This window comes from Francisella orientalis FNO12, assembly GCF_001042525.2.
Lineage (GTDB): Bacteria > Pseudomonadota > Gammaproteobacteria > Francisellales > Francisellaceae > Francisella > Francisella orientalis.
In genome coordinates this window covers 386095-411086 of record NZ_CP011921.2, presented here as the reverse complement: position 1 = coordinate 411086, position 24992 = coordinate 386095, and the positions used below count along the sequence as shown (strand labels likewise).

Genomic DNA, 24992 nt, shown 5'->3' with positions numbered 1-24992 from the left:
TTTAGTAATGAAAAAATCCTACTATAATATTTTAATAATTTTTCTATTATTCTTTTTAGCATTATTAAATTATATTGACAGATCTACTCTAAGTATTGCAAATACAGAAATTGCTAATGCTTTTAATATAACACCAACAGAAATGAGAATATTGTTATCAGCATTTATATGGCCGTATGCTATCGCTAGTCTACCGGCGAGATACATGGTTGATCGTCTTGGTGTAAATAAAGTAACGCTAATAAGTATGGTTGCATGGTCTGTAGCTTGTGTATTAGGAGGCTTAGTAATAGGGTTTTATTCAATATTACTAACACGGATATTACTCGGTCTCGCAGAAGCCCCCTTTTTCATAGTTGCTACTAGAATAATACAACATCGTTTTCCAAGTTCTCAAATGGGACTAATGTCATCAATAGTTGCTCTAGGTCCTAGATTAGCAAACATCCTAGCACCATTAATCCTAGTTGGTTTAATGCTACTGATTAGATTGGCGAGGTATGTTTATTTTGCTAGGTATTATCGGATTGCTAGCTGCGTTAGGTTGGAAACTTCTACATACAGAAGAAACTACTCAATGTAGACCAACTTACAAAAAGACTCAAAAGGTTTCTATCTCTGATGCGCTAAAGAATAAGAATGTAGTTTTTTATGTATAGGAAATCTATGTTCATCTTACGCTTACTGGTTATTTCTAACATGGTTACCTTTTTATTTTATTAAAGTAAAACACCTAAGCCTTTCTCAAATGAGTATAGCAACATCTATATCTTTTATTTCAGGAATGGCTTCAGTAATGTTAGGTGGTATAGTATCCGATCTTATGATAAAAAAAGGATTTACAGCAGTATTTTCACGATTAACACCTATAATCATCGGATGTCTAGTTGCATCTATAGCAATCTTAGCACTACCATTTATAGACAACATCTTTATTACTGTATGTGTAATTAGTGTTACTATTTTCTGTTTGGGGCTACGGATATCTCCAACATGGGCATTAGTCGCTGATATCTCTCCATATAGCTTAGTAGGAACAATTGGTGGATTACAGAATTTTGCTAATTTTGTTGGTGCTGGACTTACCCCGCTTATTACTGGGATAATACTACAATCAACAAATGATAATTTTATATTTGTATTTATATTTAGTGGGGTTATTTGCTTACTTGGCTCATTTATATATATGCTTATTCGTAATAGTAGAGTTCAAACCCAAATAATTTAGTACTCTAACGTTTTTACTCTACCTTTGGTTATATTTGTAATTTCGTCTAAGAAGATAGATTTTTCGGATGTACATATCTTGATAACTTTGGATATCAAATTAGAATAGTTCTCTTTTATAATCTGAATATTATAGCGATTTAGTAGATTATCGATATTTGCTGTTTCTGAGTAATCATATTCTATTAAAATTTCACTCTGCGGCTCTACATCGATAATTTTGGCTAAAGCCAACCCTTCTTTAACGGCCTGCCCATACGCTCTAACAAGTCCACCCACACCAAGCTTTGTCCCCCCCAAATATCTTACGACCACAATCAAAACATTTGATATACCAAGACCTTGAATATGTGAAAGTATTGGCTTACCCGCCGAACCATTTGGCTCACCATCATCACTAAATCTAAGCTGATTATTATCTACCAAAGAGTATGCCCAGCAATAATGATTAGCTCCAGGATAAATAATCTTTGCATTATCTATTGCCTCTAGCACTTCTTCGTGACTAGCTACCTTGTAGACAAAAGATATAAAGGAGATTTTTTTATTGGTGAAATTTCAAACTCTAAATTTTCAAATATAGTTTTGTAAGAGTTCATATTTAACTATCTTATTAATATTCAATATCTATGACATCTAGGATTAGAGATCTATTTCTCCAGCACCTTGTCTTAAAATCTGATATGGCAACTCAAGCATTTCCACAACTGTAGTTGACTCATAACCACAATAATCCGACTCTATAACCACATCTATATAATTCATAACTTCATCATCAATAACTGAGCAATCGGTAATAACATGATCTTGCCCAGGTAAAATAAAGCTCCCAATCACTAATGGCTCACCAATTTCTGCTGATATTGCCTGAAGAGCATAATGCTCACTTACCCTTATACCGACTGTATTTTTAGATTTAGTAACCAATAATGATGATACCTTTTTTGTTGCATTTAAAATAAAAGTAAAAGGTCCCGGTGTATATCTTTTTAGAATTCGATAAGCGCTATTATCAACTTTTGCATATTCAGATATTTCCGATAAATCCTTACAAGATAAAGTAAAATTATGTTTTCCGTCTAATTCACGTATTTTGATGATCTTATCTATAGCCTTTTTTGATTTCATCCTACAAGCTAAAGCATATCCTGAATCAGTTGGTACAGCAAGAACACCATCATTATCCAAAATATTAGCTATCTCTTTTAATTCAGCAACATTATTACCATAACTATATAGTTCAATTAATTTCTTCATTATCTTAACAACAAGAGTTATACTTTTATGACATTATACAACTCTTAACATTAATACAAATGAATAAAATGATTAATGATTTGCTACCAGCAATCGTATTTTTTACAGTTTATAAGATCTATAATATTTTTTATGCTACTGCTGCACTGATTATAGTTACAGTTGCTCAAGTAATTTGGGAGTATATTGCTCATAGAAAAATTGCTAAAGCACAAATTTTAATAGCTGTACTTGTTGTAGTATTTGGTGGAGCAACTTTATACTTCCATAATGAAGAATTTATCAAATGGAAAGTTAGTATAATCAACTGGCTAATAGGAATTGGCTTGATAATATCAACATACACCATGAAAGAAACTCCAATGCAAAAAATTCTCAAAGAAGCTGTAGAGTTAAAAAGACATAAATGGAGAGAAATTAATAATATGTGGGGTGCTTATTTTACAGTATTGGGGACTCTTAACTTATTTGTTGCTTACTTTTTTTCAACTAATATATGGATGAACTTTAAACTTTTTGGTCTTCTTGGTATAACCTTTATTTTCTTAATAATTCAATCTATTTATTTATCAAAACATATCAAAAGATAATTTTAACATTTAATTTGCATTGGAATAATTATCAACTGTATAATTGATACATTACAACGATGTATAAATAATATGAATCAGGAAAGCTTAAATATAAATAAAGAACCCAATCCAGCAAATAGGATCTGTAAATATCGCAATATATTTGGATGTATTTGCCTAATTGCTATACTAGCTATATTTTTTATTACTGAATTAGCTATATTAGTTGGTATTTTTTTGACTTTCGCAGCCTTTTATATATTGATAGCTGGATGTGTAGCGGCCTATCTAATATATCTAGGAATAATGAGATTATCAAAATATCTCAAAGAAAAAAAATAATTTTACTCTACTTTAACTAATCCCGCCGCATAGGTACGCGCACCAATTAGACCGACATCCGTATTCATAATTATATGAACAGGGAAATCTTTCATCATACTAGACATTCTACCTTTATCTCTAAACTTCTCTAAAAACTTACTTTCTTTGATTTGTTTAATAAGTCTAGGTGCAATACCTCCCGCAATGTACAACCCTCTAAAAGGTAAACTTGATAATGCTAAATTACCTGCCACTGATCCATATATACTTAAAAATATATCTATAGTTCTCAACGCAGAGGGTTCTCTATGCTCTATGGCATACTTAACAATAACTGCTGCTTTATCAGAATCTGATACGCTAAATAATTCTCTTCGTAGTGATTGACACTCTAGCTGATCATATAAAGGATTACGTACAACATACTTATATATATTGAAAATGCCATAGCCACTGCAAAATCTCTCTGGTGATATACGATGAAAAGTTCTACGCATAAATCTAAAGAGTTGAATTTGCTCATCATCAACTGGTGAAAAGTCAACATGACCACCTTCTGTTTTGTACACTCTAGGATTATGATCTTTATCATAACTAACTAGACACATACCTAGGCCTGTACCAGCACCGACCACAGCACATAATGTTTTATCATCTTTTTTACCGTCTTGAAGGGTAATGAGATCTTTTTCTCTATCTAAAGATTCTATACCATAACCTATAGCTTCAAAGTCATTTATAACTTTGACTTTACTTTTATCTATCCCAAGACCTTCTGAGATATACTGCTCTGAGACTAACCATGGCAAATTTGTTACTTGAACTTCTCCATTTGCGACAAATCCAGCAACAGCAAGACACACAGAATCAATCTGCCCCACTAGATCAACTTCTAGTAAAAACTTATCAATAATATCAGACAAACAATTAAAGTTCGCTCCTTTATATTTTCTAATAGCAATGCTCTGTGTTAAACCATCTTCTAGAAGAGAAACCTCTAACCTAGTATTAGTTCCACCGATATCTCCAGATAATATATACATAGTCACACTCCCTCCCTTATTTAATGGTATCTTGCCAATACAAATACTTGATATTCTGCTATAATGAAATTATATCTTAATATTATGATTTTAGTTTAAATGTCTAAAGAGAATAAAACAACAGATTTCGGTTTTACAGAAGTACCTTGGGAAGAAAAACAAAAAAAAGTTGCCAGAGTTTTCCACTCTGTAGCAGATAAATATGACTTAATGAATGATTTAATGTCTTTTGGTATTCACCGTATCTGGAAAAAACAAACTATCGCAAAGACTGGGGCGCGCAAAGGAGATAAAGTCCTTGACTTAGCAGGTGGAACTGGTGATTTAGCATATAAATTCTGTCAAATGGTAGGTTCACAGGGTAAAGTAGTTTTAAGTGATATCAACTCATCAATGTTAGAAGTAGGTAAAGAGAAACTTACTAATAAGGGGTGTGTAGGTAATATCGAATATGTTCAGGCTAATGCTGAATGTCTTCCATTCCCTGATAATTATTTTGACTGTATAACAATATCTTTTGGTTTGAGAAACGTAACTAACAAAACTAAAGCTCTAGCATCAATGTGTAGAGTACTAAAACCAGGAGGAAGATTACTCGTACTAGAATTCTCAAAACCTATAGTACCTATGCTATCTAAGGTTTATGATGAATATTCTTTCAAAGCTTTGCCTTTTTTAGGCAAAATCATCACTCAAGATGCTGAAAGTTATAAATATCTGGCTGAATCAATCCGCAAACATCCAGATCAAGAAACGCTAAAACAAATGATGTATGATGCTGGATTTGATAATGTTGAATATCAAAATATAACTGGTGGAATCGTAGCGTTACATATTGGATATAAATACTAAGATGATTCAAATAATAGATAGAGCCCTAATATTATTATCTAAACTTGACCCACAAATGAGTAGCTTGCTACTACCCCTTAATAATAAAACATTAAGGGTAGAGATTATTGACATTGATTTTGCGGTTACATTAAAAGTTGAGAAATCAAAAATCCATGTAACTGATGAGCATTCTAAAAATGTGCTAAAAGGTAAACTTGCTTATATTCTTGAATTAATATTTAATAAAAATCTCCAAGAACTTATAATTGCTAACAAGCTTGATTATCAAGGTAGTCTTAAAGACCTAAATGAGTTTAATAAGTTCATAAGCGCTATTGATATTGATTTAGTTTATAAGATATCTGAGATTGCTAGCCCAGAATTTTCAGCAATAATAGCCAAACCTTTTACTAAAGCGAAAGAATACCTTAAAACATCACGTCAAGAAACTATAGTTTATATTAAAGATTTTTTAACTGAAGAAAAAAGAACATTAATATCACAAAATGAGATAAATATTTTTTATCGTCAAGTTCAAGAGCTAAAACAAACTACTGACAGAATAGAAGCCAAACTAAACTTATTACAAGGCTTATACAATGATTAGAAAATTTCTAAGACTTATATATATTTTTTATATTATAAATAGATACTACCTTCTCAATGAACCAATCCGAGCAACTAAGATAAAAAGTCTTAGGCTTATACTTTTAATAAATCCATTTTACTATTCTCCTAGAATACGCAAACTAGAGCATGGCGTTAGGATTAGAGAGGCACTAGAGAAGCTTGGACCTATATTTATTAAGTTTGGACAAGCGTTATCTGTACGTGCAGATCTCCTTCCTCCTGACGTTATAAAAGAAGTCTCTAAGCTTCAAGATAACGTGCCACCTTTTGATAATAATATTGCATCTCAACAGATTGAAAAGGCCGCAAAAAAGCCTATAGATGAAATATTTAAAAGCTTTGAAAGTGCTCCGCTGGCTTCTGCTTCGGTTGCTCAAGTTCATGGTGCAGTACTTCAAAATGATGAAAAAGTCGTAGTTAAAGTATTACGACCAGGTATAGAAAAAATCCTAAAACTTGATACTTCTTTGATGCTTTTCTTTGCAACACTACTTAGCAAACTAAAAGAAATTAAGCGTTTCAAGCCTATTGAAATTGTCAAAGAAATTAATCAAAGTTTCTTTGATGAGCTTGATCTAGTGCGCGAAGCATCTAATGCATCTCAAATACGCAGAAACTTTGAGGGCTCAACTATCCATTATGTACCTAAAATATACTGGGAATATACTAGCTCTACAGTTATGGTTATGGAACGTGTCAGTGGTGTGAAAGTATCTGATATCGAAACCCTCGATGCTTTAGGAGTAGACCGTCGCCTGTTAGCACAGCGTGGAGTAGAAATATTCTACTCTCAAGTATTTGATAACTGCTTCTTCCATGCAGATATGCACCCTGGAAATATGTTTATAGATGTCACAAATCCAGCAGATCCAAAATACATATCTATCGACTTTGGTATTGTTGGCACACTTAATCGCGATGACCAGCGTTATTTAGCAGGTAATTTTTTGGCTTTTTTTAAACGTGATTATCGTAAAGTAGCCGAACTACACATAGAGTCAGGTTGGGTCCCCAGTGATACGCGTGAAGATGTACTAGAGTCTGCTATTAGAACAGTTTGTGAACCGATTTTTGAAAAACCTATGAAAGAGATTTCACTAGGCTATACTTTGATGCAGCTATTTGCTGTCGCTCGTCGTTTTAATATGAATATACAACCTCAACTTACATTATTACAGAAAACTCTATTTCATGTTGAAGGCCTTGGACAAAAACTATGCCCAGAACTTAACATATGGGAAACATCTCGTCCAATATTAGAGAAATGGATGAAAGAACAAATGGGTTTGAGAGGTTTTTACCATCGTTCGCTAGAAAATATGCCTAGAGTTAGTGATAAGCTACCAGAGCTACCACGTATGGTATTTGATATATTACAACATACACAGATGAATTTAAAAACATCATCACCTAGCCAGGTTAGTGAAACTAAAGAGCCAAAGAAAAGGCACCGATTTGCATTGGGTGCAAGTATTGTGTTAATAGCTACAGGAGCTATAGCAAGTGTAACTAAAGATACTAACTCTCTGACTAAATTAAAGAGTTTAATTACTACTCACAGTACAATCATATTGATAGCAGGTGTTGTTTGTTTAACTTATTATATTTTCAAAAAGGAGAAATAGATGTCTGATTGTATTTTTTGTAAGATAGTTACTGGCGAGATTCCATCAAAGAAAGTTTATGAAGATGAAAATGTTTTTGCTTTTCACGATATCAATCCAGCTGCTGACATTCATGTTTTAGTTATTCCAAAAAAACATATAGCTAGCCTAAATGAGCTAACAGAGCAAGACGAAGAGCTTATGGGTAAATTTATGTTAAGCATTCCTAAGGTTGCTAAGCTTCTAGGTTTGAAAGGATTTAAAAGCGTTTTTAATACAGGTAAAGAAGGTGGCCAAATGGTTTTTCATATTCATGTTCATATTCTAGGTGGTAAAATCAAACTCAAACTTCCTGAGTAGACTTTACTCAACTAATATCATCACTGGTGGTGGAAATGAGCTACTTGAGAAACTGTTTATCTCATGTAAACCACTAGCAAAACTTATATTTATTAATCCTATAACTGAAAATACTGATAAAATTAACTTTTTCATTTTAATATCTTTTTTGTAAACTTTTCTAATTTATAAGAATATTATTACATGACAATTCAACTTTGTTGAATATATTGATTTTATTATTTGAATAAGTTTTTATTATTGGTAGGTGTTTTCAAATCACCAGCTAAATTAGTCGGGACGGACGAGAGTAACTATAGATATTTTATCAATTTGACTACCTTCTTATATAGTTCCTATAAATTCTCTAATCGTTGCCCCTGTCGTTAACACATCATCAAAAACTAAAAGATGCTTAGCTTTTATTGGCTGGTTGAGTTTAAATACATTTTTTATTTGTGAAGCTCTTTTTTGTTTGGATGACTTAGCTTGTGGCTTTGTATATTTGATACGCGAGTAATTTGAAAACACTGTTTTAATATCAGCATATTCTGCCAATTCGCTAGCAAGAAGCTCAGATTGATTAAATCCTCTGTAGATATATCTAAGTCTGTGTATTGGTACTGTAGCAATGGGATCTACATCTTAGAAATAGATATTTGCCATTTTATCCCACCATTTCTGCATAAGCTTATTGAACACCTGTGTCACTAACAAATCTTTTTGAAACTTAAATTTTTGCAATAAATATCTAACTTCTGTAGTATAACTAAGTAGACGATAGTAATCATACTCAATATTAAAATCTAACTTGTACCTCTGTGTATTCAAGTCTTCTTCTAGATTATGTAAACAGTAATTACAAACTATATCTTCCGCTGACTGTCTACATAATAAACTATTCTGAATAGAGAGTATTTGCAGTATTTTTGTTATAATCTTCATACAAATATGTTATTGCGATCACTTATGTTTAATTATAATCTCTTCTTAAATAGAATATCCAACAGAAAGTTATATCGACAATCTTTTATTAAAAATGAGATAGCTCATAGACTACTCAAAAGACTTGACTTCATAAAGCTTAATCCATCAGATATCTTGATAACTGGGTATCGTGATGATGATTATTTAAACAGTTTACAAAGTCGCTTTCCTAATGCAAGAATACATAAAAACCAAGATAAGATCCAATCTTTCGATATAATTATATCAAATAGTATTATCCATCTAACCGATAATTTAGCTCAAGAATTAGATGACTACTATGAGCTACTAAATGATGATGGTATCCTGTTATTTTCGACCTTTGGTAATAAATCTTTTACTACCATGAAAAAAGCTTTTGCAACTATTAGTAAGTCAAAGCATACAAATGATATGATAGATCTTCTAACATGGGGTAATACCTTACAAACTAGCAGATACAAAACCCCTGCTATCGAATCAGATCTTATTACATTTACTTATGAGAACACTAATACTGTCTTTGAAGATATTAGACATCTCAATGAGCCTCTAGCAGATACAAATATGCATACTTGTTTGACTGGTAAAAATATGTGGAATACTTTTATTAATAAATTTAAGCAAAACCTACAATTAGAAATAGAAGCTCTATATGGTTATGCAGTTCGAAAGAGTGAAAATAATAATACTGCTCTACGCGCAAATCCTAACAGGATAAGTCTTGACGAGCTCAAAAAGCAAATAACTGAATTTAAGAAAAACTAAAATACTTCTACTTAACAATACATGATAGACATGGATGATAGCTGTTGCCAGTCATAATCAGGACATTTGGTAGGTTTTTTAAGAGGCTGACAATATGTTCTCCATGTACCACCACCATAAGTCTTCATTATTAAACATTTTTTATAACGCTTTTGTTCTCCATCTAGTAATCCCACTGTAGTTATCTGTTCGATAGGATAACCATCCTTTAGTTTATATTTGAAATTACCATTATCATCTTCATCTATATCATTGAAAGACTCTTCAATATCCTTAGGAGTACTGATACTTTCAAGAAGTCCATCATAATCATAGTTTTTTGGCTTATAATCCTCATAATAGTTTTTAACATTTTCATTTATATAATCACCTGATGATTTTTCTGAATATGTATTATAGGATTTATCAAATTTCTGATCTACTTTCTGCATTTGATTACTATTAACTATATCGCTCGCTTTACTCAAAGTATTACTTGTTATACTTCTAAGAAACCCATCCTTTTCTTTTCTAGATTTTTCTTCTAATTCTTTATTAAAAGCATCAATCTTTTTTTTAGTTTCAGATGGTGTACTATCTGCTAAAATAGCATTTGCCTCAGCAATTAGCTTGTCGTAATTATCATCGCTTGTATCAACCAGACTACTTAACGCATCTCCATAATCATTTGCCTTAGGAACATTATCATCAGCCTGATTTGTTTTACTAATCGGAGTGTTATTTGATGATGCAGATGCCGTATTAATTGCTGAGTCGGTATTTATAGATGTTTTTTGAACATAGTCTCGTAATGGATTATCACTCGTATCTACATCAACTGCTTGATTAGCTTTAGCTGTAATAGTATCGGCAAAAGAACTACCAAAAAATAAAGATACCACAATAAAAGAAGATAAAATCTTTACTTTCATAATCAATTAAAAATATTTTTCCTAAGCAAAGTATATTAGATATTAAACATATAAAAAAGAGCTTTCAACTAAAGATACTAAATAACGATTTGTTCCTCGTGCAATTCGATATTATAATGTTCTAAAATCTGCTGTTTTATAAATTCTATAAGCTGCAATATATCCAGACCTGTTGCATGATCGTTATTAACTATAATTCCACCATGTTTAGGAGATATCTGCGCACCACCAATTTTCTTACCTTTCAGTCCTAGTTCTTCGACCATAACACCTACCGGTACATTTGCCTGAGGTCTTTTAAACACACTACCAGCAGTTGGTTTTTGAGGTAAATTTAATAATCTACGTGAATAAATATCATCAAGTTTTGCCTTAATATCTTGCTTAGACTTCGGTTCAAACTCAAACTCTGCCGATAATATACAAATATTTTTGAGATACTTAAACATAGAGTACCTATAACCATACTCTATATCTTCTTTGAGATATTTTTTTATTTGTTTAGTTTCAAGATCCAAAACTGTAACACTTTTAACATAAGTATATATCTCATCACCATAAGCGCCTGCATTCATAATCAGTGCCCCACCCACGCTAGCTGGAACATCATAAAAAGTTTCTATACCACTTAAACCTGCTTGATAAGTTGCTAATGCAAGATCTTGTAACAAAGCACCTGCCTGTACATCAAGACAATTACCCGTAATAGTGCAAGAGTTAAAATTCTTACAAAAAACCACAAATGCAACATCATCATAATACTCTTTTGATAAAATAATATTACTGCCATTACCAAGAAAAAATACTTGATCATGCTTGTCTATTATTTGCAATAATTCTTGTTCACTACTTGGAAAATAAACATGCTTAGCATAAGATTTAATACGATATGTATTATACCGCTCTAAAGATATATACTCTGACATTTGCTACCTAAATATTATCATCTAAAATCTCAATATGCATAAAATGAGACATATTTTCTATAAGGTTATTATACCCTCTAAAAATTTGATGAGCATTATTAATAGTTGAAAACTCATTCAACAACGAACCTGCCATCAAACAAGCCATGCCCGCACGCAAGTCTTTGACACTCATTACAGCAGAACGTATATTTCTCAAATCATTAATAGGATTAATCTTTATTAGATTATTGTCTATTGAAATATTAAAACCCATCTTACGAATTTGATACACATAATTAATTCGCTCAGGATATACAGTATCCTGAATAGTACTTGAACTATTTGCCATAAATAGCATAACTGCATATATTGGCTGTAAATCGGTAGGAAAGTGCGGAAAAGGAGCTGCGATTATATCATCACCTTTTATAGAACTATCTTTACCAAAAAACTTAATACTACGACTAGACTGATTATACTCCCACTTAGCTCCTATACTAATAAGCTTCTCAAGAGGTTTTTCTATACTATAAGTATCAGGAGTATTGATATTGGTGATTGTAACATTTGTTTTGTACAGATATGCCATAGCAGCATAAGTCATAGCTTGGATTCGATCAAAGATTATCTCAAATTTACACCCTGATAATCTCGATATACCTATAACTCTAATTTTTCTACTATCAGTATCAAAATAAATATTAGCACCACTCTGATTTAGATAATCAATTAAAGTAACAACTTCTGGCTCTAATGCAACATTCTCAAGTACAACTTCTGAACTACCTATGACAGCATACATAACTAAGTTCATAGTTGCTCCGACAGAAGGAAAAGGCATCTTAAACTCAGCATCTTTTTCTTCTTTATAGATAACATCTATATAATCATCAGCTAATTTAACCTCGGCTCCTAGAGCCTCTAATCCATTAAGATGTATATCAAACGGTCGCTTCTCACTAAAGCTACACCCCCCAGGGAAACCAATCCTTACACGGCCTTTTTTCTTCAGCATAGAGCCTAACAACATTAATGAACATCTAGTTTTAGATGTCATCTCACCACAAAGCTCTAAAGGCTCATTTGAGATAGAACTAGTATCAATAGTTACACTCTCGCCTTTCTCAACAACATTTGCGCCAACATTTTCTAATATTTCTTTAGCTCCTTTATAGTCCAAAAGAGTTGTGGGTACATTAGAGAATTTGGTTTTAGTATCAGGAATCAAAGCTGCAAAGATCAAATGCAGAAGAGCATTTTTTGCACCACTAATATTAATCGTTACTTCATCAGCAATTTTATTTAGTTTTTTTACTCTTACTGCCTTCATCTTTTGTTCTCTTATTTTTTCTATCTGCAAAAGGATTTTCTGACTGCTTAAATTCAAATACTATAGGAGTACCACGAAAATCTAAAGCCTCTCTAAAGAAATTTTCTAAATATCTCTTATAAGAGTTAGGCAACCTATTAACTTGATTACCATGTATAACAATAACTGGAGGATTATGCCCACCCACATGAGCGTACTTCAGTTTGATTCTAAATTTGCCAACCATTGGTGGTGAATGCGCCTCTACTGCAAGTTGCATCAGACGAGTTGCATCTGCTGTAGTTACTTTCTTATTCGCACAAGCATATGCAGTATCTATAGACTCAAATACATGACCAACATTTGTACCGTGCAATGCTGAAATAAAGTGAATATCAACATAGTTCTCTAAGAAAAATAATTTTCGCTTCAAATCCTGTTTGACTTGATTACGATCTTCCTCAGTCATGCCATCCCATTTATTTATAGCTAACACAAGCGCTCTACCATTCTTGATAGCAAAATGTATCAAACTCAAATCCTGATCTGAAATTCCTTCTCTAGCATCTACTACTGCAACTACAACATTTGAGTCTTGTATAGCCTGTAGAGTTTTAATCACTGAGAATTTCTCTAGAGTTTGCTTGACCTTACCTCTTTTACGTACACCTGCTGTATCTACGATAGTATATTTATGTTCATGGCGCTCAAATGGAATGCTAACACTGTCAATAGTAGTACCAGGCATATCAAAAACCACAACCCTATCTTCTCCAAGCATCCTATTTGTAAGAGTAGATTTACCCACATTAGGACGTCCAATAAGTGAGAAATGTATACCGTGACGAAGTTGTTCTTTATGTTCTTGTGTTTGAGTATAATCTTGATAAAATCCATTCAAAGGCTTTTTAAGAAACTTATCAAGTAACTTTTGAGTATTTCTTCTGTGAGCTGCTGATATTGCAAAAACCCTCTCAAAGCCTAGCTCATAAAATTCTGCCATTGCTGATTCTTCTTCAACACCGTCAACTTTGTTTACAACGACAACAACTCTTTTGTCTTTTTGACGCAAAAGATTGGCAACGTACTCATCTCCAGATGTCAAACCTGACCTACCATCAACGACAAAGAAAACTAGATTTGCTTCATCTATAGCCATCTGTGACTGTTTTGCCATAAATTCATCAAAGCCAGCATCATGATCTGATATACCACCGGTATCAACTACCAAATAATCCAAGTCATCATACTTAGCTTGACCATATTGACGATCACGAGTTACTCCCTCAAAATCAAAAACCAATGCATCACGAGAGTTTGTTAAAACATTAAAAAGTGTAGACTTGCCAACATTGGCTCTACCAACTATTGCAACTAAAAAAGACATAATTACTCTATTATCTTAAATATTATAAATTTATAACCAATCTTACTCTATTTATCGTTTTTTATAAAGCTAAAGCTTATATTAAACATATACAGATAAATCTATAGTAAATGTATTCATCTTCTGACCATTATATAAACTTTGCCAAGAATACTCTGGACCAACCAAAACATTATCATCAAACAAAGATCTTTGAGTAGATATTAGTATTTGATCTTTAATACCAGAAGCTGTCTTGAATGTTCCTACACCTGCTGACAATGGCATAGGTATATTATCGGCATTATATGAATGCCCATAACTGGCGTTAATATTCTGTCCCTTACCAAACAATTTCATAGTATAAGCAGCCTGCACTGTAAATGCTCCTGCATAAGCATTACTATAGCCATTATACTGTGTACTTTGTGTTGTAGTCGTAGCCCAACCAGCACCAAGATTTAGACTCCCAGGTAAAAAAGGTATACTCTGGAAACTTACTGCCGTATCAATATTAAACTCACCTACACGACTATTTATAAAATTAAATCGACTACTAGCACCTCTAATATCATGTATATAGCCTAAGTTAAAACCAATTTGTGCTAGATTTTCAATTTTTACAGCATCAAAATATGCTAAAGAAAAAGTAGCATAATTCTCCGCATCAAAAAGCGTAATGTTAGCATTTGATGTATCTCCACGATAGTTAACAGCAGCATTGGTTACCCTATTTGGTCTAAACATGTTAGCAGTAATACTATTTGTCCATGGCCCACCACCACCGTATGATCCAACAGAAGGTCTATATTTACCAACAGATACAAACATCGGTGTCGTATCAAGATTACCAAATATAACAAAAGCATCCTGAAGATCATAGTTGTTATTCTGATCTGCAACAAAATCCATATTTGCAGTTACATAATGACCAAGATTTGCCAAAAAATATAGTGTCGCGCTAGTTAAATATACGTTCTCGCCATTACCATTAAAAGTTCCACCAGATCTTGTTGTTATATTACTGCCATTCCATGCCTGAGCATCCGTTTGAATAAATCCACCGAAAAAAATCGCATAATCATCAAAAAAAGCTCTTTGTCTAAGAATACTTGATGCAAAAAGGTTACTAGGTAACTGTCCAATTGGTACCGTGTTATTACTTGAAAATGAACCCACATAAGTAACTTCACCTTGTGTAGTAATTTTAACTTGATCTCCGACATCGACCTGATCGCTATCGCTATTAGCAGGGGCTCCGATAACCATTTGCTCTTGCAAATATTGCTCTCTAACTCTTACATTTTTATCAAAATCACCAAATTCAACATTTGTATTTTTTTGTTGAGAGCTCAATCCAATAGCAACTTCGCTACTTTCTTGTTTATTTAACTTATTAATTTCCGCTTGCAATAATTTAATTTGATTAGCAAATTGCTCAACTTCTTGCTGACTCAACTGCTGTTGCTGATCAAGATGCTGATTCTGATCGTCAGCATAAGATATACTAAAAAATAAAAATACTAATACGACAGCATATATATTTTTCTTAAACATTCATAAAAATATTTTATACGTATACTGCCATATCCAGCGTTATAGTATTCATATGCTCGCCGCTATACAATCTTTGATAAGAATACTCTGGACCAAATAAAACATTATCATCGAAGTATGCTCTCTGGGCAGAGAAAATAAGCTGATCTTTAATACCTGTAGCTATTTGACCAAATGATGGTGAAGCATTTGAAGTGCTCATTGGAATAGCTTGAGCATTATAAGTCTGACCATAAGTCGCGTTAAAGTTAGTATTTCGACCACCAATCATAGCTGCATAGTTAAGTGCTCCATACCATGCACCAGCCAATACATTACCCGTACCGATACCATTAAACTCTTCTGAATTTGTTGTACTTGCCCAACCAGCACCTATCTGGAAAATACCTCCGAAGACACTATAACTTAAGTTCCCGTCAACGTTTAAAGCACCTACAGTATCTCCTGCACGGTTAAGTGCTTTCAATGAATCTTGAATATTGCTATTTTGTGCTCCAGCAATATTATATACATAACCAACGTTTAAACCAGCCGCTAAATTTGGTGTCCAACTATCTGCATAAAACACACCTGCCGAGAAGTTAGCATGCCTATCATCTGAACCAAACACAGCAACCGCAGCGTTCCATACGCTATCTTTATAGTTGATAGAAACGTTTGTAGGTGATCCTGGTTCTAAGAAACCTGTGACACCACTAGTCCAAGGACCACCACCACCATAAGAACCAACTGTCAGTTTATTTCTACCAGCTGTAACAAAGAATGGCGAGGTATCAAGATTACCAAATATAACAAAAGCATTACCTAAACCAAAGCTTCCAGACTCATCTGTATCAAAGTCAAACTGCGCTGTCACGTAGTGGCCTAAATTTGATAAGAAGTATAGCTTAGCATTTGTCAGATATATGTTCTGCCCATTACTAGAAAGTCGATTATTACTAGGATCCCACTTAGAAATACCACTACCCCACCATGCTTGAGCATCTGCTTCAATAAAACCACCAAAGAATACAGAATAATCATCAAATTTTTCTCTTTGACCTAATAGCGTAGATGCAAAAAGGTTAGAAGATATCTGTCCGATAGGAATACTGTTGTTACCGGAGTATGAACCTAAATAAGTTACCTGACCCTGTGTTGTAATTGCAGGACCACCACCAACGTCAATACCACCATTTGAGCTAAAGATACCTCCAGCAGGTTGATCGCCTAAATTAACAATTGAATCACTAGCGCTCACATTCTGCATAATGTCAGATGGATTACTATCTGATACTAAAGCTTTACTTAAATCTCTACTCTCACCATTGCCGCCAAGAGAAGTAGGAGTTTGATTACCATCGACTTTTGAACTGTAAGTAGTGAATGATGACTTGCCATTAGATGTATTTTTTAAACTGCCACCATCTTGTGACTTCAATTGCTGTAACTGACCTTGAAGCTGCTGAACTTGCCTTTGTAAACTTAGTAACAATTCTCTTTCATTGATATTACCACTAGACTGCTGCGAAGAACTTGCTGTGCTAGAAGCTGAATTTGCACTACCTTGAGATGCTTGTTGACCAAGACTTTGATCTCCAATACTTGTTGCTCCCAAAGGCCCACCTTGTGAAACTACTTGAGGAGAGTCTTCAGAATAAGCATAACCATAGCAAGCTAGTAAGCTGCCAACCAACATACAAGTTTTCTTCAATCTACTTACCACAATGAATCTTCCTCTAAAGAAATTTTAACCAGCGACACAGAAAAATCTTCTTGAGAATAGCATAATTTTATAACTAGTTTCAACAATTTTTATGCATTAAAATCAGATAGTGTTTATCAATTTTAGATAGGCATGTATGGAGCGTATGTTGGTGTCCAAGAAGAGAGATTAATTAATCTCTCTACTTCACCATCAAACTCATCTTCAGTAAGATCTTCTAGATCTACATCTACACCATGGACATTTTCCAAAATAGCCTGCTTAGCTACTGCTTTTATTATTTCCTTCGTTACCTCTACCAAGTCAGATATCTTAGCAAGTAACGGTTGTGTTATATCCTCATTGATAACCATCGGTGAAAGTTCACTTAAACGATAACAAGCTGCTCTTATCATACCTTTAGTTAGCACTCTAGCGTACACCGCAACTGAACCTAAGCCTAAACCTGGGAATATAAACGCATTATTACCCTGAGATATACGATACTGACAACCATTATAAGTAACATCTGGAAATGGACTACCCGCTGCTATCAATGCTCTACCTTCTGTCCACTTGATAATATCTTCAGGTAATGCTTCACATAGTGATGTAGGATTAGACAAAGGCATAATAATTGGATAATTATTATTTTTAGCCATTGTTTTAATAATCTCTTCAGTAAATGATCTTGGTTGACCAGACGTTCCAATTAAAATATCACACTTAGTGTTTTTAACAGCCTCTTCTAGTGTTATGTAGTTTGGATCTTCAACTTTCCAACTATCAATCTCTTCACTAGATTTAACAAAAGGTTTTTGCTCTGGTGTAATTCTCTTAGCTCTTAATTTATCGCAAATCAAACCGTACCTATCAACTAGATAAATACTTTTCATAGCTTCCTCTATAGAGACTCTCGCTCTATCTGATATTACATCCGCAAGCTGTATTGCAATACCGCAACCCGCACTTCCGGCACCAAATACAACTATTTTGATATCACATATACTACTTAGAGCTTCTTCAACTGTTAATTCGCCCGCTGCTATTCTTTTGCCATTTGCTGTCTTAACAGCTGCAATACAGTTTGCAGCGGCAACAATACCCGTACCTTCTATATCATCATTAAATGTACATAGTTTATCTTTATATTTCTCAAGAATACGAGTAGCATTATCACGTCCAATGTCTTCCCAATGCAAGAAGACATTAGGGAATCTTGCTTTAACTTGAGTTACAAACTCATCGATGAACTCATCATAAGTCTCACCTGAAACTCTAGGTAACCTAATACCCAAATAACCTTGAGCATTCAACAAAGAATCATTATTTGTGCCCATATCAAGCTGAACTGGCAATACTCTCGCTGGATCTATACCACTAGCAGCAACATACACCATGATCTTACCAATGCCAATATTCATACCGCCAATACCTTGATCGCCTATACCAAGAACCGCTTCACCATCTGTAACAAGCACTAAGTCAATACTGTTGTACTCATATCTTTCTAAAATCTTAGCAATGTGTTTTTTATGACTTATAGATAAGAAAAGTCCACTTTGCTTCCTAAAGGAACTACTATATTTTTGTACCGCCTCACCTACTGTAGGCGTATATATAATCGGCATTATTTCTTCAAGATTTTCTCTGACAAAATGATAAAAAAGAGTTGTATTTAGATCATGCAATCTATTCAAAAAAACATACTTCTCTAGTGCATTTGGCTTGAGTTTTAACTGTCTTTTTACCCTAGCTGCTTGTTCATTAAGACTCTCAACCTTCTCAGGAAGATAACCAATAAGATCAAAAGCAATTCTCTCTTCTTGACTGAAGGCAACATCTTTGTTCAAAACACGATTATTTAACAACTGCCTACCAGTAAGATTTGTTTCAATCGCAAAAACCTTACCAATTTTATTTCTTAATTTTCTAACTCTTTTTTCACCTGCCATGACTAAACCACTCAATAAAATTTGTACTACACGATAACTCTAAATATCTAACAGATAAGTATCTATCAGTAATTGCTTTTTTTCAACAAAAAATGAATACTATACGTTATTATACTCCTAAATAAAATAACTTTAAACCTTCTTTTTATAATGAAAATTATTACAAACTTAAACAAAACTAATAATTCTTTAGCTAAAGCTGTAGCCATAGGGTCATTCGATGGTGTTCACTTAGGACATCAGGCAATTATACAAAAGCTTATATCTATTGCTAAAGAAAACGATCTAGTACCTTATATTATGTTTTTTGAACCTCTACCTAAAGAATTTTTTCTGAAGGAAATAGCTCCTACAAGAATATATGACTTTAGAAATAAGGTTATCAATCTCCACAAAATGGGAATCGAACATATAATTTGTCACAAATTTAATCAAAGGTTTGCGAATATTGAAGCAAAAGACTTTATCGAAGATTTTCTTGTTAGAAAATTAAATACTAAGCATATCATAGTAGGAGATGATTTTAAATTCGGTAGAAATCGGATTGGCGATTACGCTTTACTAAAACAATATTCTCTAACCCATGATTTCACGGTAGATAGAATTTCTACTCTAAATCTTGATAACCACCGTATAAGTAGTAGCCAAATTCGTCAAGCTATTGCCGAACAGGATATTGAACACGCTAATAAACTAATAGGTAGCTCACTAAAAATTAATTCAAGAGTTTTACATGGACAAAAAAATGGTAGAAAAATTGGGTTTCCTACTGTAAACCAGAAACTCCTAAAGAACTCTGTCCTTAAAGGAGTATATTTATCAAAAATTTATATAGATGATCAAGTATTTTTTGGTATTAGTAATGCTGGAACTAGACCTACAATAAATGGTAAAAATAATCTTTTAGAAACACATATTTTTAATTTTGATGAATTTATATATGGCAAACATATAACAACCGAAATTATTGCTTTCATCCGACCTGAAAAAAAATTTAATTCGTTTGATGAACTAAAAACCCAAATATATAAAGATGTCGAGATTGCAAAAAAATATTTTTTCAATTAATTACACAAATTTTTCTTTTAGTCTAAAAATATTAACTAATTTAATTTCTTTGACTAGATAACAAATAAATATAATCATAAACTAAGACATCAAATGAAAAACTCTATTTCGCAACCAACATCATGGATATATTTTATCAGCTGCACTTCTACCCTTTAATGGTGGTTATATCAATGCAGCAACACTAATAAGTTTTCTACAAAACTCAGTAGGTTATGTAACAGGTAATTTAACATATGCTGGTGTATTTTTATCTAATGGAGAGTTTTTAATATTTGCAAGAATGATCTTGCTAGTTATCTTTTTTTAGTAGGTACTATAATTAGTGGATTAATCATAAAAAGTCCTCATTACAATCAAGACTACAGCTACCCTACCAACTTAATATTACAACTACTTCTAATTATTATTGCCATTTTATTTTTAAATTCACATCTAAGCTACTGTGAATATATTCTTGCTATGACAATGGGATTACAAAATGCTATGACAACATACTATGGCTCGGCAATAATTAGAACTACTCACATGACAGGAACTACTACCGACTTAGGACTACCTATTGCTTATAAAACAAAAAATAGAAAAATTGCCACATGGAAACTTAAACTATACATAATATTAATATTATTTTTTTAACAGGTTCTTTTATTGGGACTTTAGCTTTTTAAAATTTTCATGGTAATGCTCTGTACTGCTCTATACTTATTTATTCAATAATGATTATCCTCTATAAAAAGAACCATCAAACAAACTAATTACTATCTATGTTTTTTATGTAATTTATCTATTAACATAATCATCTTTGTACTTTATAATTTAAGCTTAAGTAATTTTAATTTCAAACATAACTTATTTAAATACCTAAGGAATCCAAATGAGTGACTATAAAGACACCTTAAATCTTCCCAAAACTTCTTTCTCAATGAAAGGCAACTTAGCTAGCAAAGAACCAATGATCCTCAACAAATGGGAAAAACAAGGTATTTATAAGAAAATTAGAGAGCATTTTGCTGGTCGCGATAAATTTGTATTACATGATGGCCCTCCATATGCTAATGGGAGCATACATGTTGGGCATACTGTTAATAAAATCCTAAAAGACATAATCGTCAAATCGAAAACATTGAGCGGTTTTAATGCTCCTTATATTCCAACTTGGGATTGTCATGGCTTACCAATAGAATTACAAGTCGAAAAGAAATACGGCAAAGCTGGTCAGAAAATATCTGAAGATGCTTTTAGAAAAGAGTGCCGTAAATATGCAAAACAACAAGTAGAAATACAAAAGAAAGACTTTAAGAGACTTGGTGTATTAGGTCAGTGGGAACAGCCTTATTTGACTATGGACTTTAGCTATGAGGCTAATATGATTAGAACATTAGCTAAAATAATCGAAAACAAACATCTAACAAAAGGATTCAAGCCTGTTCACTGGTGTACTGACTGCGGATCCGCACTTGCTGAAGCTGAAGTCGAATACAAAGATAAAATCTCACCAGCAATTGATGTTAAATTTAAAATCAAAGACAAAGAGAAACTTGCTAAAGCTTTTGGTTTAGAATCTTTAAACCATGATGCTTTTGCAATAATTTGGACAACTACTCCATGGACATTACCTGCTAATCAAGCGATTGTTGTCAATAATCAACTTAACTATAGTCTAATAAAAATCGAAGACTTTTATATTATTTTGGCAGAGAATTTAGTGGAGCAAACACTCAAAAGATATACCATTGAAAACTCTCAGGTTATAGCTAGCACAAGTGGAGATAAACTGATCGGTATTATTGCAGAACATCCCTTCTATAGCCGCCATGTACCTATCTTACATGGTGACCATGTAACTGATGATTCAGGTACAGGGATGGTTCATACAGCACCTACTCATGGTGTTGAAGATTTCACTCTCGGAAAAGAGCATGATTTATCCATGGAGATTTTTGTAAAAGGCAATGGTTGCTATAGTGAAAACACTAAACTATTTGCTGGCGAATTTGTATTTAAAGCAAATGATAGAGTTATTGAACTTCTTGGCGAGAAAAAGCGTCTAATGAGCTTCGATAAACTTAAACATAGCTATCCTCATTGCTGGCGCCATAAAACTCCTTTGATATTCAGAGCTACACCTCAATGGTTTATTAGCATGGAAAAAGAAGGTTTACGAGAAAAGGCTATAGAGGCAATTAAAGAAACTAGCTGGGCCCCTAGCTGGGGACAAGCTCGTATAGAGGGTATGATTAAAGATAGACCAGATTGGTGTATATCTCGTCAAAGAGCATGGGGCGTACCACTACCATTATTCATCCATAAAGAAACTGAAGAACTACATCCTAATACTATTGAGATACTTCACAAAGTAGCTCAAAAGATAGAAAAAGGTGGTATTGAGGCATGGTTTAATGCTGATGATAATGATTTCTTAGCTGAGACAGATGCATATAAACGTGTGAAAGATACATTGGATGTATGGTTTGACTCTGGTTCATCAAGCATGTGTATTTTAGATATAGACAAAGGTTTAAGCTACCCTGCTGATTTGTATTTAGAAGGTTCTGATCAACATCGTGGCTGGTTCCAAACATCTCTATTAGTGGCTATGTCTGCCAAAGGTAGCCAACCTTACAAGAAAGTTTTTACCCATGGTTTTGTAGTTGACGAGCATGGACGTAAAATGTCTAAATCTCTAGGTAATGTAACTTCACCTCAAGATATTTATAATACCCTAGGTGCAGATATACTTCGTCTATGGACAGCATCTACTGATTACAAGAGCGAAATGGCTGTTTCTGATCAGATTCTAAAAAGAACTGCAGATACTTATCGTAGATTGCGTAATACTGCTAGATTCTTATTATCAAACTTAGAAGGCTTTAATCCAGAAACAGATATTATTGAGTTTGACAAACTAGTCAAATTAGATCAATGGGCAATAGCTAAAACAAAAGAATTCCAAGACAAAATAATTGAAGCTTACGATAAATATCAAACTCATACTATAGCTCAATTGATCCACCACTTTTGCTCTATTGAAATGGGTAGCTTCTATCTAGATATTATCAAAGATAGACAATATACTGCAAAAGCAGATGGTCATCCGCGTAAATCAGCTCAGACTGGCATATATCATATAGTACATGCTCTAGTAAGGTGGATGTCTCCTATACTTTCATATACAGCTGATGAGATTTGGGAAGCTACGCCAAAAACAACAGATTTACCTATTCAACTTTGTGAATGGTATACTGATCTAAAATCATGTAATGATCAAGATGAATTAAATCTAGATTTCTGGGCAAAAATTCAAGAAATACGCTCAGAAGTCAATAGAGTACTTGAAATTAAAAGAAATGAAGAAGTAATTAAAGCATCATTAGAAGCAGAAATTATAATATATGCAGATAATGATAATTATAAACTTCTAGAGAAGCTTAGCAATGAACTGAGATTCTTACTTATATCATCAAAAGCAAGTCTGAGAACTATTGAAGAAAAAACAAATGACTCCATTGAATCAAATATCACTGGTCTAAATATTGAAGTGAATAAGATTGAAGAGCCAAAATGTGAAAGATGTTGGCATCGTAGTGCTACTGTAGGTCAAAATCAAGAATATCAAGATATCTGCAGTCGTTGCGTTGAAAATATTACTACTGAAGACGGAGAATCACGTGAATTCGCTTAAACCTAAGCTTAAATATTTTATCCTGGCAATTGCTATTATAATTGCTGATCTATACACAAAGTATTTGGCTAATACACAATTAGAATTTGCCCAACCTGTAAAAGTAACTAGCTTCTTCAATTTTACTTTATTATACAATCATGGCGCTGCATTCAGCCTACTAAGTAATGATCAAACATCATGGCAAATGATTATGTTTGCCACTATTTCATTAATCGCAGCGATCATACTTATATATCTAATCATCAAACAACCTACTAGTGCAAGACTTAACTTAGTTTCATTCTCACTTATATTAGGAGGAGCACTGGGTAACTTCTATGATCGAGCTTTTCAAGGTTATGTCATAGACTTTTTAGATTTTTATATTGGTAATTACCACTGGCCATCTTTTAACATAGCTGATTCAGCAATAACATGTGGAGTAATACTTCTCATCTTTGCATCATTATTTACTAAAAAGTCATAGCGTTTTCTTATAGTTAGTATAAAATTGTCGAGCTTTAAACTCATTACCTCCATAAGAGATACTATATACAGTTTGACCCATTTTTGAATCTTGCTCCATTATAACTCCCATATACTTCATATCAGGAAGAGGTTTATTAAGTTCAGCGATAACAGTAGCTGTTTGAGGCAGCTTCTCATTTATCATAACTGTATAGCCATTATCTTTAAGATACTCTACTAGCTTCTTATATCTGTCATCAAAATCTTTACCATCTAAACAAATAACTTGATCTGGATAATTTGCAACTAAAAATCTAGCACCATCAATATCATTTGTATGCTTACTATAACTAACTTCTTTGGCTTTACTATACCTTGTTAACTTATCGTAGTGATCAATATTATCCTGAATATCTTCTTTTATAGTACAAGAGGTCATAGACAAACCTATTAAACAGACCACAAATATTTTTCTATACATTCTAAACTCAAAACATGAGAACCCTACTAAATTAATTATAACTCTAAAACATCT

Annotated in this window: 22 protein-coding genes and 3 pseudogenes; 12 read left to right on the top strand and 13 right to left on the bottom strand. The window is 33.1% G+C overall.

Features of this window, described 5'->3' with window-relative positions:
* Positions 1-7 precede the first annotated feature (7 nt).
* Positions 8-1228: pseudogene (locus FNO12_RS02290) on the top strand (MFS transporter).
* Here FNO12_RS02290 and FNO12_RS02285 read toward each other — a convergent pair.
* Together FNO12_RS02285 and FNO12_RS02280 are read right to left on the bottom strand one after the other, a co-directional pair.
* A pseudogene (locus tag FNO12_RS02285) lies at positions 1225-1826 on the bottom strand (YigZ family protein). The pseudogenes FNO12_RS02290 and FNO12_RS02285 sit on opposite strands and share 4 nt — an antisense overlap.
* Positions 1827-1869: 43 nt before the next feature.
* Positions 1870-2484: an L-threonylcarbamoyladenylate synthase gene (locus tag FNO12_RS02280; protein WP_014714525.1), complete on the bottom strand. Its 615-nt coding sequence runs from the start codon at positions 2482-2484 to the stop codon at positions 1870-1872.
* Positions 2485-2543: 59 nt separating this feature from the next.
* Here FNO12_RS02280 and FNO12_RS02275 point away from each other — a divergent pair, with 59 nt between their 5' ends.
* The gene (locus FNO12_RS02275) at positions 2544-3074 is read left to right on the top strand and encodes a septation protein A (protein WP_030003368.1); all 531 of its coding nucleotides are present in this window, start codon (positions 2544-2546) and stop codon (positions 3072-3074) included.
* A gap of 72 nt (positions 3075-3146) precedes the next feature.
* Positions 3147-3398, top strand: a complete 252-nt coding sequence (locus tag FNO12_RS10105) for a hypothetical protein (protein WP_004286390.1) — start codon at positions 3147-3149, stop codon at positions 3396-3398.
* Positions 3399-3400: 2 nt separating this feature from the next.
* On the opposite strand, the gene glk is transcribed toward FNO12_RS10105, so the two are convergent.
* Entirely contained in the window at positions 3401-4423 is a 1023-nt protein-coding gene (gene glk / locus FNO12_RS02265) for a glucokinase (protein WP_014714523.1), read from the bottom strand.
* Positions 4424-4522: 99 nt separating this feature from the next.
* Between glk and ubiE the strand changes: the two genes are divergently transcribed.
* The 4 genes from ubiE to FNO12_RS02245 are packed head-to-tail and all read left to right on the top strand — an operon-like array spanning position 4523 to position 7851.
* On the top strand, positions 4523-5275 hold the full coding sequence (ubiE, locus tag FNO12_RS02260; RefSeq protein ID WP_014714522.1) for a bifunctional demethylmenaquinone methyltransferase/2-methoxy-6-polyprenyl-1,4-benzoquinol methylase UbiE: 753 nt from the start codon (positions 4523-4525) through the stop codon (positions 5273-5275).
* Between the two features lies 1 nt (position 5276).
* Positions 5277-5864 carry a ubiquinone biosynthesis accessory factor UbiJ gene (locus tag FNO12_RS02255; protein ID WP_014714521.1) on the top strand — a complete coding sequence of 196 codons (588 nt, stop codon included), beginning with the start codon at positions 5277-5279 and terminating at the stop codon, positions 5862-5864.
* Positions 5857-7512: a ubiquinone biosynthesis regulatory protein kinase UbiB gene (gene ubiB / locus FNO12_RS02250; protein ID WP_014714520.1), complete on the top strand. Its 1656-nt coding sequence runs from the start codon at positions 5857-5859 to the stop codon at positions 7510-7512. Before FNO12_RS02255 ends, ubiB begins: the two co-directional genes overlap by 8 nt.
* Positions 7513-7851 carry a histidine triad nucleotide-binding protein gene (locus tag FNO12_RS02245; protein ID WP_014714519.1) on the top strand — a complete coding sequence of 113 codons (339 nt, stop codon included), beginning with the start codon at positions 7513-7515 and terminating at the stop codon, positions 7849-7851.
* A gap of 3 nt (positions 7852-7854) precedes the next feature.
* Here FNO12_RS02245 and FNO12_RS10100 read toward each other — a convergent pair whose 3' ends face one another.
* Both FNO12_RS10100 and FNO12_RS11460 read right to left on the bottom strand, forming a co-directional pair.
* Positions 7855-7986, bottom strand: coding sequence for a hypothetical protein (locus FNO12_RS10100; protein WP_014714518.1), 132 nt, complete (start codon positions 7984-7986; stop codon positions 7855-7857).
* Between the two features lie 189 nt (positions 7987-8175).
* Positions 8176-8775 (bottom strand): annotated as a pseudogene (locus tag FNO12_RS11460) (ComF family protein).
* Positions 8776-8799: 24 nt separating this feature from the next.
* Here FNO12_RS11460 and FNO12_RS02230 point away from each other — a divergent pair.
* The gene (locus FNO12_RS02230; RefSeq protein ID WP_174805267.1) at positions 8800-9564 is read left to right on the top strand and encodes a methyltransferase domain-containing protein; all 765 of its coding nucleotides are present in this window, start codon (positions 8800-8802) and stop codon (positions 9562-9564) included.
* Between the two features lie 11 nt (positions 9565-9575).
* On the opposite strand, the gene FNO12_RS02225 is transcribed toward FNO12_RS02230, so the two are convergent.
* The 7 genes from FNO12_RS02225 to FNO12_RS02195 form a co-directional block, all read right to left on the bottom strand.
* Complete coding sequence (locus tag FNO12_RS02225) at positions 9576-10475, bottom strand: hypothetical protein (RefSeq protein ID WP_014714516.1); 900 nt, start codon at positions 10473-10475, stop codon at positions 9576-9578.
* A 77-nt stretch (positions 10476-10552) separates the two neighbouring features.
* Positions 10553-11401, bottom strand: coding sequence for a UDP-N-acetylmuramate dehydrogenase (gene murB / locus FNO12_RS02220; protein WP_014714515.1), 849 nt, complete (start codon positions 11399-11401; stop codon positions 10553-10555).
* A 7-nt stretch (positions 11402-11408) separates the two neighbouring features.
* Positions 11409-12713 carry a UDP-N-acetylglucosamine 1-carboxyvinyltransferase gene (locus FNO12_RS02215; protein ID WP_014714514.1) on the bottom strand — a complete coding sequence of 435 codons (1305 nt, stop codon included), beginning with the start codon at positions 12711-12713 and terminating at the stop codon, positions 11409-11411.
* Positions 12682-14079, bottom strand: coding sequence for a ribosome biogenesis GTPase Der (gene der / locus FNO12_RS02210; protein WP_014714513.1), 1398 nt, complete (start codon positions 14077-14079; stop codon positions 12682-12684). Before der ends, FNO12_RS02215 begins: the two co-directional genes overlap by 32 nt.
* An 81-nt stretch (positions 14080-14160) precedes the next feature.
* Entirely contained in the window at positions 14161-15615 is a 1455-nt protein-coding gene (locus FNO12_RS02205; RefSeq protein WP_014714512.1) for a DUF3573 domain-containing protein, read from the bottom strand.
* 13 nt (positions 15616-15628) lie between these two features.
* A complete protein-coding gene (locus FNO12_RS02200; protein WP_041257280.1) occupies positions 15629-17320 on the bottom strand; it encodes a DUF3573 domain-containing protein in 1692 nt (563 codons plus the stop codon).
* Between the two features lie 122 nt (positions 17321-17442).
* Positions 17443-19254: an NAD-dependent malic enzyme gene (locus tag FNO12_RS02195; protein WP_014714510.1), complete on the bottom strand. Its 1812-nt coding sequence runs from the start codon at positions 19252-19254 to the stop codon at positions 17443-17445.
* Between the two features lie 150 nt (positions 19255-19404).
* Here FNO12_RS02195 and ribF point away from each other — a divergent pair, with 150 nt between their 5' ends.
* The 4 genes from ribF to lspA all read left to right on the top strand — a co-directional run bounded on the left by ribF (position 19405) and on the right by lspA (position 24476).
* Positions 19405-20322, top strand: a complete 918-nt coding sequence (gene ribF, locus FNO12_RS02190) for a bifunctional riboflavin kinase/FAD synthetase (protein ID WP_014714509.1) — start codon at positions 19405-19407, stop codon at positions 20320-20322.
* 273 nt (positions 20323-20595) lie between these two features.
* Positions 20596-20961, top strand: a complete 366-nt coding sequence (locus FNO12_RS10095; RefSeq protein WP_306668693.1) for a DUF1275 family protein — start codon at positions 20596-20598, stop codon at positions 20959-20961.
* 238 nt (positions 20962-21199) lie between these two features.
* Positions 21200-24007 (top strand): isoleucine--tRNA ligase, encoded by a 2808-nt coding sequence (gene ileS, locus FNO12_RS02180; protein WP_030003366.1) that lies wholly within the window; start codon positions 21200-21202, stop codon positions 24005-24007.
* Positions 23994-24476: a signal peptidase II gene (gene lspA, locus FNO12_RS02175; RefSeq protein WP_014714506.1), complete on the top strand. Its 483-nt coding sequence runs from the start codon at positions 23994-23996 to the stop codon at positions 24474-24476. The genes ileS and lspA overlap by 14 nt, the downstream gene beginning before the upstream one ends.
* On the opposite strand, the gene FNO12_RS02170 is transcribed toward lspA, so the two are convergent.
* Entirely contained in the window at positions 24471-24938 is a 468-nt protein-coding gene (locus FNO12_RS02170) for a hypothetical protein (RefSeq protein WP_014714505.1), read from the bottom strand. The two genes, lspA and FNO12_RS02170, sit on opposite strands and share 6 nt — an antisense overlap.
* Positions 24939-24992 lie beyond the last annotated feature (54 nt).

Excerpts from the sequence above, each read along its gene's own strand:
- FNO12_RS02230 (WP_174805267.1), top strand. The coding sequence starts at position 8,800 with ATGTTTAATTATAATCTCTTCTTAAATAGAATATCCAACAGAAAGTTA.
- FNO12_RS02170 (WP_014714505.1), bottom strand. The coding sequence starts at position 24,938 with ATGTATAGAAAAATATTTGTGGTCTGTTTAATAGGTTTGTCTATGACC.
- FNO12_RS02225 (WP_014714516.1), bottom strand. The coding sequence starts at position 10,475 with ATGAAAGTAAAGATTTTATCTTCTTTTATTGTGGTATCTTTATTTTTT.
- FNO12_RS02245 (WP_014714519.1), top strand. The coding sequence starts at position 7,513 with ATGTCTGATTGTATTTTTTGTAAGATAGTTACTGGCGAGATTCCATCA.
- FNO12_RS02205 (WP_014714512.1), bottom strand. The coding sequence starts at position 15,615 with ATGTTTAAGAAAAATATATATGCTGTCGTATTAGTATTTTTATTTTTT.
- ubiB (WP_014714520.1), top strand. The coding sequence starts at position 5,857 with ATGATTAGAAAATTTCTAAGACTTATATATATTTTTTATATTATAAAT.
- FNO12_RS02215 (WP_014714514.1), bottom strand. The coding sequence starts at position 12,713 with ATGAAGGCAGTAAGAGTAAAAAAACTAAATAAAATTGCTGATGAAGTA.
- ribF (WP_014714509.1), top strand. The coding sequence starts at position 19,405 with ATGAAAATTATTACAAACTTAAACAAAACTAATAATTCTTTAGCTAAA.
- FNO12_RS10100 (WP_014714518.1), bottom strand. The coding sequence starts at position 7,986 with ATGAAAAAGTTAATTTTATCAGTATTTTCAGTTATAGGATTAATAAAT.
- glk (WP_014714523.1), bottom strand. The coding sequence starts at position 4,423 with ATGTATATATTATCTGGAGATATCGGTGGAACTAATACTAGGTTAGAG.
- FNO12_RS02280 (WP_014714525.1), bottom strand. The coding sequence starts at position 2,484 with ATGAAGAAATTAATTGAACTATATAGTTATGGTAATAATGTTGCTGAA.
- murB (WP_014714515.1), bottom strand. The coding sequence starts at position 11,401 with ATGTCAGAGTATATATCTTTAGAGCGGTATAATACATATCGTATTAAA.
- der (WP_014714513.1), bottom strand. The coding sequence starts at position 14,079 with ATGTCTTTTTTAGTTGCAATAGTTGGTAGAGCCAATGTTGGCAAGTCT.
- FNO12_RS02255 (WP_014714521.1), top strand. The coding sequence starts at position 5,277 with ATGATTCAAATAATAGATAGAGCCCTAATATTATTATCTAAACTTGAC.
- FNO12_RS02275 (WP_030003368.1), top strand. The coding sequence starts at position 2,544 with ATGAATAAAATGATTAATGATTTGCTACCAGCAATCGTATTTTTTACA.
- FNO12_RS02195 (WP_014714510.1), bottom strand. The coding sequence starts at position 19,254 with ATGGCAGGTGAAAAAAGAGTTAGAAAATTAAGAAATAAAATTGGTAAG.
- ubiE (WP_014714522.1), top strand. The coding sequence starts at position 4,523 with ATGTCTAAAGAGAATAAAACAACAGATTTCGGTTTTACAGAAGTACCT.
- FNO12_RS10105 (WP_004286390.1), top strand. The coding sequence starts at position 3,147 with ATGAATCAGGAAAGCTTAAATATAAATAAAGAACCCAATCCAGCAAAT.
- ileS (WP_030003366.1), top strand. The coding sequence starts at position 21,200 with ATGAGTGACTATAAAGACACCTTAAATCTTCCCAAAACTTCTTTCTCA.